The sequence below is a fragment of the [Clostridium] celerecrescens 18A genome (genome assembly GCF_002797975.1).
Taxonomy (GTDB): Bacteria; Bacillota; Clostridia; order Lachnospirales; family Lachnospiraceae; genus Lacrimispora; species Lacrimispora celerecrescens.
In genome coordinates this window covers 32,844-46,072 of record NZ_PGET01000001.1, presented here as the reverse complement: position 1 = coordinate 46,072, position 13,229 = coordinate 32,844, and the positions used below count along the sequence as shown (strand labels likewise).

At 44.0% G+C, this 13,229-nt stretch carries 11 protein-coding genes; 6 read left to right on the top strand and 5 right to left on the bottom strand.

The window, feature by feature from the left end:
• Positions 1 to 116: 116 nt before the first annotated feature.
• The 5 genes from H171_RS00235 to H171_RS00215 are packed head-to-tail and all read left to right on the top strand — an operon-like array spanning position 117 to position 5,156.
• On the top strand, positions 117 to 611 hold the full coding sequence (locus H171_RS00235) for an NADH-quinone oxidoreductase subunit NuoE family protein (protein ID WP_100303354.1): 495 nt from the start codon (positions 117 to 119) through the stop codon (positions 609 to 611).
• A gap of 12 nt (positions 612 to 623) precedes the next feature.
• Positions 624 to 1,181 (top strand): ATP-binding protein, encoded by a 558-nt coding sequence (locus H171_RS00230; protein ID WP_100303353.1) that lies wholly within the window; start codon positions 624 to 626, stop codon positions 1,179 to 1,181.
• 34 nt (positions 1,182 to 1,215) lie between these two features.
• Positions 1,216 to 1,593, top strand: coding sequence for a (2Fe-2S) ferredoxin domain-containing protein (locus tag H171_RS00225; protein ID WP_025234797.1), 378 nt, complete (start codon positions 1,216 to 1,218; stop codon positions 1,591 to 1,593).
• A 12-nt stretch (positions 1,594 to 1,605) separates the two neighbouring features.
• Positions 1,606 to 3,393: an NADH-quinone oxidoreductase subunit NuoF gene (nuoF, locus tag H171_RS00220; RefSeq protein ID WP_100303352.1), complete on the top strand. Its 1,788-nt coding sequence runs from the start codon at positions 1,606 to 1,608 to the stop codon at positions 3,391 to 3,393.
• Positions 3,394 to 3,410: 17 nt separating this feature from the next.
• Positions 3,411 to 5,156, top strand: coding sequence for an NADH-dependent [FeFe] hydrogenase, group A6 (locus tag H171_RS00215; RefSeq protein WP_100307361.1), 1,746 nt, complete (start codon positions 3,411 to 3,413; stop codon positions 5,154 to 5,156).
• Positions 5,157 to 5,285: 129 nt separating this feature from the next.
• On the opposite strand, the gene H171_RS00210 is transcribed toward H171_RS00215, so the two are convergent.
• The 5 genes from H171_RS00210 to H171_RS00190 all read right to left on the bottom strand — a co-directional run bounded on the left by H171_RS00210 (position 5,286) and on the right by H171_RS00190 (position 11,274).
• On the bottom strand, positions 5,286 to 7,220 hold the full coding sequence (locus H171_RS00210) for a DUF2264 domain-containing protein (RefSeq protein ID WP_100303351.1): 1,935 nt from the start codon (positions 7,218 to 7,220) through the stop codon (positions 5,286 to 5,288).
• Between the two features lie 22 nt (positions 7,221 to 7,242).
• Entirely contained in the window at positions 7,243 to 8,082 is an 840-nt protein-coding gene (locus tag H171_RS00205; protein WP_100303350.1) for a sugar phosphate isomerase/epimerase family protein, read from the bottom strand.
• A 16-nt stretch (positions 8,083 to 8,098) separates the two neighbouring features.
• Positions 8,099 to 8,929: a carbohydrate ABC transporter permease gene (locus tag H171_RS00200; RefSeq protein WP_100303349.1), complete on the bottom strand. Its 831-nt coding sequence runs from the start codon at positions 8,927 to 8,929 to the stop codon at positions 8,099 to 8,101.
• Positions 8,930 to 8,940: 11 nt separating this feature from the next.
• A complete protein-coding gene (locus H171_RS00195; RefSeq protein ID WP_100303348.1) occupies positions 8,941 to 9,831 on the bottom strand; it encodes a carbohydrate ABC transporter permease in 891 nt (296 codons plus the stop codon).
• A gap of 90 nt (positions 9,832 to 9,921) precedes the next feature.
• Positions 9,922 to 11,274 (bottom strand): ABC transporter substrate-binding protein, encoded by a 1,353-nt coding sequence (locus H171_RS00190; RefSeq protein WP_100303347.1) that lies wholly within the window; start codon positions 11,272 to 11,274, stop codon positions 9,922 to 9,924.
• Between the two features lie 327 nt (positions 11,275 to 11,601).
• On the opposite strand from H171_RS00190, the gene H171_RS00185 reads away from it, so the two are divergent.
• Positions 11,602 to 13,218 (top strand): sensor histidine kinase, encoded by a 1,617-nt coding sequence (locus tag H171_RS00185; protein ID WP_157803080.1) that lies wholly within the window; start codon positions 11,602 to 11,604, stop codon positions 13,216 to 13,218.
• The last annotated feature ends 11 nt before the right edge of the window (positions 13,219 to 13,229 follow it).

The window sequence follows — 13,229 nt, the reverse complement described above, 5'->3', positions numbered from 1 at the left end:
TTCCACGGAAGGATTGTTATTTTTTTATCGAAAGTTGCCGAAACTATAGATTTTTCATTCATAACATGTTAAAATATCATGTACATTGCATAAGCAACATATAAGGAGGTTATAAAATGGCTTGTAAAACACAAGGCGTCCAATTTAACGGGACCAAGGAGCAGGAAGCTGCTTTAAAGGAAGCAATCGCCCTGCTCAAAGACACAAAAGGATCTCTCATGCCTATCATGCAAAAGGCACAGGAGATTTACGGCTATCTTCCAATCGAAGTCCAGACCATAATTTCTGATGAAACGGGTATTCCCCTTGAGAAGATTTATGGCGTTGCAACTTTTTATGCCCAGTTCGCACTTCAGCCAAAGGGCAAGTACCAGGTATCTGTCTGTCTAGGAACTGCTTGCTATGTTAAAGGTTCCGGAGACATCTTCCATAAGCTTGAGGAAATCCTTGGGATTACCAACGGCGAATGTACACCGGATGGAAAGTTCTCCCTTGATTCCTGCCGCTGCGTAGGTGCTTGCGGCCTGGCTCCCGTCATGATGGTGAACGGGGATGTTTACGGTAGGCTGACCACTGATGATGTTCATGACATACTTGCAAAGTACGAATAGAAAGTCACGCTTATGATGACAGAGATTTCTTTAAATATCCTGGATGTGGCAGAAAACTCCACGCGGGCAGGGGCTACCCTGGTTACCATTCTTGTTTCCGTCGAAACGGCTGCAGACAAACTGATTGTTACCATTGAGGACAACGGCTGCGGCATGACAAAGGAACAGGCACTTCAAGTGACCGATCCCTTCTTTACCACCAGAGGAACCAGAAAAGTGGGCCTTGGCGTTCCGTTTTTCAAATATGCGGCGGAAAGCACAGGCGGAAGTTTTTCCATCGAGTCAGAGTTGGGGACCGGCACGGCAGTAACCGCTGTTTTCGGGCTATCCCATATCGACCGTATGCCCCTTGGTGATATAAACAGTACCATTGAAACCCTTATCACCTGTCATCCGGACACAGACTTTCTCTATATCTATCGTTACAACCAAGCGTCGTTTGAGCTGGATACCAGAGCGTTCCGCGAAATTTTAGGGGATATCCCCTTTGATACCCCGGAGGTATCGGCTTATATTAAGGAATATCTCAGTGAAAACAAATTGGAAACAGATGGAGGCGCGGCCATTTAGGTCCGTCGGATCAAAGTTGAATTGGAGGATTAACATGAAGACTCTTGAAGAATTAAAAGCAATTCGGGAAAAGATGCAGGGTCAAGTCAGCATGCGTGGCGAAGATCACGGACGTACCCGGATTCTGGTCGGCATGGCTACATGCGGAATAGCCAGCGGAGCAAGACCTGTACTTAATACATTATCAAACCTGGTTCAGGAAAACAATATGACAGATCGTTTTTCTGTTACCCAGACCGGATGCATCGGTTTATGTCAATATGAACCGATCGTTGAAATTCTGGAACCCGGTAAAGAAAAAGTTACTTATATCAATATGACCCCGGAAAAAGCAGAAGAAGTTTACAAAGAGCATTTACTGAGTGGCCACGTTGTTCAAAACTATACGTTAGCTTCTGCTGACATCAAATAAGGAGGAAATAAGATGTATCGTTCACATGTATTAGTTTGCGGCGGCACAGGATGTACTTCCTCTGGAAGCCAGCAGATTATGGTAAAATTAAGAGATGAATTAAAGAATCAGGGTCTGGATCAGGAAGTATCCGTTGTACAGACCGGCTGCCACGGCCTTTGTGCATTAGGCCCGATTATGATCATTTACCCGGATGCCACCTTCTATGCAATGGTAAAGGAAGAAGATATTTCCGAAATTGTAACCGAGCACTTATTAAAAGGACGTCCGGTGGAAAGACTGCTTTATGATGAGACTGTGACCCCGGCAGGTATCAAAGCCTTAAGTGATACCGATTTCTATAAAAAACAGCACAGGATCGCTCTGCGCAACTGTGGTGTCATCAATCCGGAAGAAATTGAAGAATACATTGGTACCGGCGGATATCAGGCTCTTGGTAAGGTTCTTACTGAAATGACTCCCGACGAAGTGATCCAGACTCTCTTAGACAGCGGATTAAGAGGACGAGGCGGCGCAGGATTCCCAACCGGCCTCAAATGGAAGCTGGCCAAGCAAAACGACGCAGATCAGAAGTATGTCTGTTGTAACGCAGACGAAGGCGACCCAGGCGCATTTATGGACCGTTCCGTATTAGAGGGTGATCCTCATGCTCTTTTGGAGGCCATGACCATTGCCGGCTATGCCATCGGCGCTTCCCAGGGTTACATCTACGTTCGTGCAGAGTATCCCATCGCCGTACAGCGTTTAAAGATCGCCATTAACCAGGCCAAAGAGATGGAGCTTTTAGGCGATGATATCTTTGGATCCGGTTTCTCCTTTAACATTGACCTTCGTTTGGGTGCTGGTGCATTCGTTTGCGGCGAAGAGACCGCACTTATGGTTTCCATCGAAGGCAACCGCGGAGAGCCAAGACCACGTCCTCCGTTCCCGGCACAGAAAGGTTTATTCGGCAAGCCAACCATCTTAAATAATGTTGAAACTTATGCAAATATCCCGCAGATCATCTTAAACGGATCCGAATGGTTTGCTTCCATGGGTACTGAGAAATCCAAGGGAACAAAGGTATTCGCTTTAGGCGGAAAAATCCATAACACCGGACTGGTAGAAGTTCCTATGGGAACTACCCTCCGTGAAATCATCGAAGAAATCGGCGGCGGCATTCCAAACGGCAAAAAGTTCAAGGCTGCCCAGACCGGCGGACCATCCGGCGGTTGTATTCCTGTAGAACATTACGATATTCCTATTGATTACGACAACCTGATTGCAATCGGCTCCATGATGGGTTCCGGCGGTCTGATCGTTATGGATGAAACCGACTGTATGGTTGATATCGCAAAATTCTTCCTGGAATTCACCGTAGAAGAATCCTGCGGAAAATGTACGCCATGCCGTATCGGAACAAAGCGTATGCTGGAGATCCTCGATAAGATCACCAAGGGACAGGCAAAGCTGGAAGATTTAGACCGTCTGGAAGAGTTGTGCTACTACGTAAAAGAAAACTCTGCCTGCGGCCTTGGACAGACAGCACCAAACCCGGTTCTGTCAACCCTTAAGTTCTTCCGCGACGAATACAATGCCCATATTGTCGATAAGACATGTCCGTCTGGTGTGTGCAAAGCGCTGCTCTCCTACCACATTGATGCAGAGAAATGTAAGGGCTGTACCCTTTGTGCAAGAAACTGCCCGGTTAACGCTATCTCCGGTTCCGTTAAGAACCCACATGTCATTGATCCTGAGAAGTGTATCAAGTGCGGCGTATGTATGGAGAAATGTAAGTTTGACGCTGTTTACAAGAAATAATGGAGGGAAATTGGATCATGGAGAATATCACAATAAAAATCAATGGCATGGACGTAAGCGCTCCGGCAGGCTCCACCATCCTGGAAGCTGCCAGACTGGCCCATGTTGAGATACCGACTTTATGCTTTTTAAAAGATATGAATGAAATCGCTGCCTGCCGTATCTGTACCGTAGAGATCAACGGCGGCAAAATGGCTGCTTCCTGCGTTTACCCCATTAATCCGGGCATGGAAGTAAAGACCAATACACCGAAGCTTCGTGATTACAGAAAGAAAACGCTTCAGCTGATCCTTTCCAATCACGACCGTTCCTGTCTCTCCTGCGTCCGCAGCGGAAACTGCGAATTACAGACCTTATGTAAGGAACTGGGAGTTGATGTGGATGATTATTACGATGGAGCAAAAACACCTTCTACCCCAGATGAAAGTGCAGCGCATATGGTACGGGATAACAGCAAATGTATCCTTTGCCGCCGCTGTTCTGCTGTTTGTGAAAAAGTTCAGGGAATCGGCGTGATCGGACCGAATGAACGTGGATTCGCCACCGTCATCGGCTCTGCCTTTGACAAGGGACTTGGTGAAACAAGCTGTGTATCCTGCGGACAGTGTATCGCTGTCTGTCCTACCGGCGCTCTCTATGAGAAGAGCAGCATTGACGAAGTGGCTGCTGCCATTGCAGATCCGGCAAAGCATGTGATCGTCCAGACCGCTCCGGCTGTACGTGCAGCCCTGGGAGAAGAATTCGGTTATTCCATCGGAACCAATGTGGAAGGCCAGATGGTTGCCGCTTTAAGAAGACTGGGCTTTGACAAGGTATTTGATACCAACTTCAGCGCCGATTTAACCATTATGGAAGAAGCACATGAATTCATTGACCGCGTGCAAAACGGCGGCGTTCTTCCATTAATCACCTCCTGTTCCCCAGGATGGATCAAATACTGTGAACACTACTTCCCGGATATGACAGAGAATTTATCCTCCTGCAAATCCCCGCAGCAGATGTTCGGCGCCATTGCCAAATCCTACTATGCAGAAAAGATGGGTCTGAAGCCAGAGGATATTGTATCCGTCAGCGTGATGCCATGTACCGCTAAGAAATTCGAAATCGGAAGAGATGACCAGGATGCCAACGGTTCTCCTGACGTAGATTATTCCATGACTACCAGAGAACTGGCCAGAATGATCAAGCAGGCAGGAATCCGGTTCACAGAGCTTCCTGACGAAGATTTTGACACACCATTAGGCCTTGGTACCGGAGCAGCTGTTATCTTCGGAGCTACTGGTGGCGTTATGGAAGCAGCCTTAAGAACTGCTGTAGAAAGCCTGACCGGGGAAGAACTTGAAAGGCCTGACTTCACCGATGTCCGTGGAACAGAGGGAATTAAGGAAGCTACCTACCGTGTAGGTGATATGGATGTAAATGTTGCAGTCGCTTCCGGTCTCGGCAATGCAAGAGAATTACTTAACCGGGTAAAATCCGGAGAGGCAAATTATCACTTCATCGAGATCATGGGATGCCCCGGCGGATGTGTAAACGGCGGCGGACAGCCTCAGCAGCCTGGCTTTGTACACAATACAACGGATATCCGCGGCCTGCGTGCTAAGGTCCTTTATGATGTAGATGCTGCAAAGACCATTCGTAAGTCTCACGAGAACCCTGCAATCAAGGAACTTTATGAGACCTACCTTGGAGAGCCGGGAAGTGAAAAGGCTCATCACCTGCTTCATACAACCTACGTAAAGAGAAGAATAAACGAAATTTAATCTGTGATATAAAAAGAACTGCTGCAAATAAGTGTGTAAAAATGAGCTTTGATTGGTCTTAAAACCATGTCAAAGCTCATTTTTTATACATTAAATATTAAGTTCCTATACTCATATAGTCCTATTCGCCTAAAAGCATACAAACCCGTCGATCCCTGTAAAGTCAACCCTTTCTCTTCCGCCAAATGCCGATAATTCCTCCAGGCTAAACTCTGAATCCGCGGCTTTGGTCAGATACAAAGCGATTAGGTATTCTGATTTATCATAGAATTTTTCTCTTGTATATGAAGCATATAAGAGGCAGGATTCTTTTGACACCGCATTGACCTCCTCCCTGATACAATAGGAAAGTTTCTGCCATCCCGAATATAAAACAATTGCTGTCTGATAATTTTTTGTTTTTGCAATTATGTAAGGAAGGCTTTGCTTTTCATATTCAACGATTCCTTCCTTCACTTCCAAAACCCCATCTTCTACGGGAAGTCCGAAATGCCCTAGAGTCAATGTAAAAGGCCTGTCATTTATCCTAACCCTGTCCACCCGAAGCGTACCGAAAGGAACTTCTATATCGGCCATATCGACTTTTTTTGCCCTGCTTTTCATAATTTCAAAAAAAGCTGACCGGTACAAAATACCCTTCTCATCTTTGCAGAAAGCAAAGGATGTGGGCACTTTCTTTCCATTTAATTTATATGCCATCGCTTCCGCCGGGGTTTTTGTCATCTTCTCCCATGGAAGCGCAGAAGAAAATGCAACTCTTGCATAGGCGGGAAGATAATCTGACGACTCATCAAACATAAATTTAGCCGTTTTAATTTCCGTAATGCCGCTTTCCTTGTGATTCACAAACCGGATGCCCGGCGCCCCCAGCGTACATACAAAGTCCTTTGTCTGATTCCAGGGATTCTCTTCTTTTTCAGTCCAGAAAGGATGTTCTTTCTCAAGGATCAGGCACAAAAAGGCTTTGCTGCACCAAAAGGGACTGCTCACACAGGAATAAGACTGCACCATAGGTAAAAACGGACCATAATAGCCAAGACAGGGAACCGAATTTACAAACATTTCTTCTTTCGTGATAAATTGCAGAAGATTTCCGGACATAAGACGGCGGGCAGAAGAAAAATTAAATTCAGAAGAACCGTTATAATTCTTTAAAAACCCCCCTGCACAAAGGGCGGACGACGCACAAAATCGGTAGATTCCGCTCCGTCCCCAAAGGATGCTTTCGCCCTTTTCACTGAACATTCTCCAATAAGATGATAAAAATAAACCGATATTATTTTCAAATACAGCTGCTGCTTCCTTTTCGTATTTGTAACCGTAATATTTACACCAAATCGAGGCATCCAATATAAATTCCCAGGCACTGTAATAATCAAAGAGATTTCCGTCCCTATACCAGCCTTCGCCCGCATACAAAGAGAGCAGATACTCCAGATGGTCTTTATATAATACTTCATCCACCTCATAGCCTTCTAGTTTCAAAAACGTAAGTGCCAGTAAATTAAAAAATCTCCAGTTGGAATCATGGGTCCGATAATGCCCATATTCGGACAAGAATCCTGCCACAACCTCCTTTTCATCCTGCGTAAACCGATCCCATATCACAGGTTTGGAAATGAGGAGGTTCATCCCCATGATCCCGCATTCCACGGTTTGCTGAAAAGGGCCCGGGCCAGCCTTTTCTTCTATAAGTTCGTTCAAAGTCCCAAACCCTGTTTCAGCACCCGAAGTCATTCCCCGAACAATTTGATATGCGTAGTAATCACGTACATTGATTCCGTTCAGGGTCAGGTTTTCTTCTTCCAGTATCAGAGGTGCTGCCATACTGAAGGATCTCGCCAGGCCTTCAAATCGTGCCGCACCAATGCGCCCCCTCTGATCGCCGGGAAACGGATAGCTTATTTTTTCTTCGTTTCTTGGGGGAGATACCGGATCGTCCATGGATTTTATATGGGAAAACAGCCCTCCAAGAAGAAACTTTCCCGCCTCTATCCAATGACTCCGGTCCATTCCGCTGAAAGGGCTTTGCTCATAATTCGGATTTACAACTTCAAATTTCATAAAACTTCATCCTTTTTTTTCTTCATCGGCCGATGATCTCTTTTATGAAAATAAGATTGTTCTTAAGCTTCTCATCCGAGGTTTCTTTTCCTGAAAAATCCTCAAAAGTCACATAACCGTCATAGCCTACGGCATGTAAAGCTTTAAAAAATTTTGGAAAATCCGCATATCCATCGGAAAAGGACGCCCAGTCTGCTCCGTATTTCTCTCCCTTTTTCAGCCAGCAGGCGTTTTTAATATGGACATGATCTAAGTATTCCCCCAGGATTTCCAGAGCCATCTGATATTCTTCCAGACCTTCGTATATGATATTCCCTGTATCATAGATAACGCCGATATATTTTGGATCAAAGTTTTTAGCAAGCGCGTAAGCCGCTGACGCGGAAGGAGTAATTGTTCCATGGTGCATTTCAAAATGTGCTTTAATTCCTGTTTCCCTTGCTTTTTCTTCCACTCTCTGAAAGCCCTGGCGTGCTTCTTCAAACACCTTTTTATAGCCCTTTTCAGAATCATATTTAGGGGCGTTCACACGGATCCTCCCAGCTCCCATCTTTTTTGCAGCCCTCATTACGGAGGCGATTTTATCAATATCATCCGTACAGGTAAGATAAGAAGCAAGGGCATTGACCTCTAAACCGTATTTGTCAGCCAAAGCCTTTAACTCCTCCGCCTTTTCTTCCACCGTGTTTATATCCACGGTGCAGTAATTATTTCTCCAGAAAGACGGTAGTTCCCTGGCAAACTCCTCTTTCATTTCCGTTACCCTGAAATCCACACCGTCATAGCCATACTCTTTCATTTTTTTAAGAGCTTCCTCTATTGTCATTTCAGGAAGTCCTACGGTAAATACAGAATATTTCATATTTTTCTCCTTTCTCCTAGCCCTTCAGCCCGCTGGTAGCAACCCCCTGCACAAAATACTTCTGCAGCGCAATAAAAATAATAAACACCGGAATAAGCGCTATCACCGCTGCCGCCATCATCCAGGCGTAATTTGTGGAGTACATCGTGTTAAAGAGCCTTATCATAAGTTGTATCGTCTTTTTCTCGGTCGTACTTAAATAAATGAGCGGTCCCATAAAGTCATTCCATTCAAAAACAAAAGAAGTAATTGCCATGGTAGCAATTGCAGGTTTCGAAAGAGGAAGCATGATCCGGGCTAAAATTCCGTATTCACTAAGACCGTCGATTCTGGCTGCCTCTAAAAGCTCATTGGGGATCCCCATATAAAACTGCCGGATCAGGAAAACTCCCATGGCCGTAAACGCATGCATCAATATAATTCCGATATGGCTGTCTACCAGGTGAAATTTACTCATCATGATGTATTGCGGAACCATATAGACCTGCCACGGGATCGCAATTGTAGTAACATAAGCCATAAAAAGTGTGTTCCGCCCCTTAAAATCAAGTTTTGCAAACGCGTAAGCTGCAGCTGAAGATGTTGTGATCTGCAAAACCATCGTAGCAAAAGTAAGTTTAAAGGAATTAATAAAGCCTATGGACAGAGGAAATTTTTCCCAGATCACGGTATAGTTCGACCATACGGGATTTCTCGGTATCCATTTAATCGGATAAGCAAATACGTCTTTTTCCAGCTTTAAAGAAGCAGATATCATCCAGGCAAAAGGCGTAAGCATTATGAGGGCACAGAATATCATAAGGCCATAGATTATGATCAGTTTTATCATACCTGCGTTTTTTTTCATAATCCCACCTCCTATAAGTCGTTGGTGAACCTTTTCTCTACCTTAAATTGCAGCAGGGTAAAGGCAAGCACGATCAGAAACAGAACGATGGAAAGTGCGGAAGCATATCCGAATGCGTTATCTTTAAACGCTTTGTTGTATATGTGATAGGCCAGGACCTTTGTCGCCGTTCCGGGACCGCCCTGAGTCGTGATATACATAATGTCGTATGATTTAAAGGTGGAAATAGTTAACATCATAACGACAAAGAATGTCGTGGGAGTGACCGTAGGCCAGGTAATGTTCGTAAACTGCTGGAATCCGGAAGCTCCATCAATTCTGGCCGCCTCGTAAAGTTCCCCGGGGACGCCCTGCAAAGCCGCAAGGTAAACGATCATATAATATCCCACGCCCTTCCAGACCGTAAGACCGATGATCGTAGGCATAGCCCAGTGTTTATCCGCCGCCCAGCGCGGTGGATTCGCAATTCCTATGGAGCGAAGCACCGAGTTGACCGGACCGGACTGCGGGGAAAACAGAGCCATCCACACGATAGCGATCGCCACTAAGGAAGCCACATAAGGGAAGAAAAGGACAGAGCGGAAAAACACCCTTCCTTTCAGATTGGAATTCATGAGCATGGCCAGAAGCAAAGAAAACAGCATAGTTACAGGGACTGTAACTACTGTATAATAAATGGTATTTATAAGAACCAAAGAAAACTGGGAATCCTTCGTGAACATCTGTATAAAATTCTTGAAACCAACAAAATTCACAGTCTGACCAAAATTCCATTCACATAAACTCATAACAAAAGTCAGAATGATCGGGATAAAAGTCAAAATAAAATAGCCTATGAAATTCGGCAGAATAAAAGAATAAGCGATCAGGCTTTTCTTACGTCTATAACTTTTTTTGAGCATAAGTGATACCTCCGTCCGTATTTGAAACCATATGAAACAAATTTTGAAAATGGCGGTCAGGTTTTGACCGCCATTTCATGATTTCTAAGTTTACTTCGCTCCGGCCTCTTTTGCCCTTTCAATCGCCGTTTTAATACCGTCATCAATGGAAACGCTATTGGTCATGATATCAGAATGCATTTCTTCTATTACCGTATTAATCGCTTTTGCATTGGGATCCATAGGCTGTTCCACAATATAATTGGGAGGCGTAAGGAATTTTGAAAGCCCTTCCGGTGCATTGGGGAACTGCTCTGGTATTTTGTCAAATATATCTAATATGGACTGGCCTTTCCAGCCGGGGACGATTCCTCGCTCCGCAATTACTTTCGCCCCTTCTTCCCCGCAAACATAGCTTAAAAATTCCCATGCCTCTTCCGGATGTTCCGAATATGCGCCGATGGAACAGGGGGTAATCCCGCCTACCATATTTTCGTATGTATTTCCCTTTGAATTAGGCAAGGTCACCGCGCCCCACTTAAAATAGTGTTCGCTTTGAGGTGTTACATTGCCGGTAAGCATTTCAATATACCAGGACCCGATTTGAAGCATTGCAACCTGTTCATTATAAAAAACACCTGAATAATGGATATTTCCTGTCTTTAATTCGCCGTAATCCTGAACGGACTTATCTTCATTCTGCATTCCGAGAATCGTCTCATAATATGGCTTTAGTTTTTCATAAGTCGATGTATCCAGATAATTGAATTCGTCAATGAATCTGGAATACTGATAAACGTTTGACGGCCATGTGTGCACATGGGACCCATATACTTTTTCCGCACCTTCGCCCGAAGTCATCTTCTTTGCAAGTTCCCTGTATTCCTCCATCGTCATACCATCTTCAGGATATTGGACTCCTGCTTTGTCAAATAAATCTTTATTGTAGAAAATCATATTATTATCCGTCCGGAAAGGAAGACCGTAGACAACGCCGTTCAGACTCAGAGACTTTTCCGAACCGCCGTATGGCTTCATATCAAAACCGGTGATTCTGTCTGTCAAAGGCTGCAGATGCCCTCCTGCGATCAAAGCACTCATTTCAGGCAGACCCTTCATAAAAACCACATCATACTTTTCTTTTGCCCCCATCTTGACAACGATCGTATCTGAATATTCTGCAGCCGAAAATTCAACAATGTCAACCTTGATATTCGGATGAGACTTTTCAAACGCTTCCACCATGATCGGATAATATGCTGTGTTTGAATAATCCCAAAGCGAAACTTTAATTGTCACCGGTTCGGCACCTGCCCCCGTATTCGTCTGCGCTGCTGCCGTAGTGCCCGCCGCTGTAGTACCCGCTGCCGTAGCTCCGGCAGAACCTGAACTGCCCCCGCAAGCTGCCAGACTGACCGCCGTAATACCTGCAAGGCCTAATGCTGCAATCTTTCTCAACTTCATAAAACTCCTCCTTTAATTTTTATTGCATTATGTATGCTATTCCACTGTTTGTTAATGATATATTAGTATATTTATACAATACGTACAAGGAAATATCTTACGATTTCGTGCAATATCTTACCAAGGCACCCCCCATATGCTTGACTTTTTTTATTACAATCATATAATTAATGTATGAAAAAGAATAATTTATTTTATAAAACCCTTACATTTAAATTACTGTTGTATTGTTTTTGTTTTGTCTTGCTACTTACTTCAGTTTTTTCCTGGATATTTTATTCTTCCGCAAAAGAAAAATACGAAAGGGAAGCAGAGGAAAGCGCTCTTATGCTTCATACGAATGCCAATTATGGCATAGAAAATAACTTAGCCCAGGTTTCTGCTTTAAATACCGTCCTTTCCGCTAATACAAAAATCACCGCTTTTCTTTCTGATAACGGAAAAGACAGCATACGCAATATGTCTTATGCGCTCTCGGCAGTTACCGAAGCAAAAATGCTGTTAAATACAACTTCCATCTCCGGTTACGTTCCTAAAATGCTCCTGACTTCGGATCGGAACCCGAGGTATATACAAATCGGCCTTTTTTACGGTCAGATTTCCGACAGGGCGACTTTTGAAAAATTATGCCCCGAAGAATTGGCCGGCCCCTCCTTTTCTTATCCCATAACAGTGAATCCCTTTAATCCGGAATTTTACGGCCAGTACAAGCCGGAACAGATACTTCCCCTCCGTTTTCCCGTAAGCAGCTATAAAACAAACCAAAAAATAGGAAATTTTTATATAGCCTTAGATACCGCCATACTTGCGGATCCGCTAAAAGGCCTGGAAGAATCCTTTATTCTTCTTGGCGATCAGCTTTATAAAATTGAAAATACACATTTTTCACCTCTGGATTTTGATGTGAAGCAATTTGATGCTTTGGCTCCTAACTCCCATATTGTGTCAAAGGAATACAAAGACCTTTATAACGGAACGGTATTCCTTACAAAATCCAAATCGGGCGTCGTTTTAATAAGCCCTTTAAAAGCTCTTCATGACGACATATTCGTACCTGATTTTAATTTTATCTTCCCCGCGTTTTCATTGCTTTTCCTTCAGGTGTTTTTCTGGTATCTTTTATTAAACAAACTTGTCAACAAACCGGTAAAGATCATTTATAATCAGGTGTCAAGAATGATACAAGCGGATTATGAAGTCTCACCTGCATTTACAGGCATCTCGGAATTTGAAGAAATAAGCACCCATATCAATGAACTGGCTGGAGCTTTTCAATTGGCACTGAATCAGCTGAAAGAGGAAGAAACACTGAAAAGGAATTATAAATTCCGGCTTTTGCAGAACCAGATCCATCCTCATTTCATTTACAATACTCTAAATTCCATCCGATGGCTGGGGCAGATGAATTCTGTTCTGCCGATCGTGGACATGACAACCTCTCTTTCCAATATGATGAGGGCCGTTTTTAAGAACAATTCCGAATGGTTCCGTGTGGAAGAAGAACTGGACTTTATAAAAGAATACATCCATTTGCAATCTTACCGTTATGCAGATATGTTTACTCCGGTATTCGACATTCCGGATCCGGAAGTTCTAAGCGCTTCTGTTTTAAGATTTACCTTACAGCCCTTAGTGGAAAATGCACTTTTTCACGGCATAGGACCTGCAGGCAGGAAATGTGCATTGCTGATAGGGGTATATAGAGAACGTGAAGATCTGATTTTCGTGGTAAAAGACAACGGAGTAGGTCTTGCCGTCCGGTCTTTGGATGAAATCGCAAGGGAAACAGCAAAGACAGACAGGCTTTCCGGCATAGGAATCCAAAACATACACCAGAGAATACAAATGGAGTTCGGCGACCAATACGGACTGAGCATAGAAAGCATTCTCGGTGAATTTACAAAAGTTACCGTAAAAATGCCTCTGATTTATAAAAAACCGTAATAGCATATGAT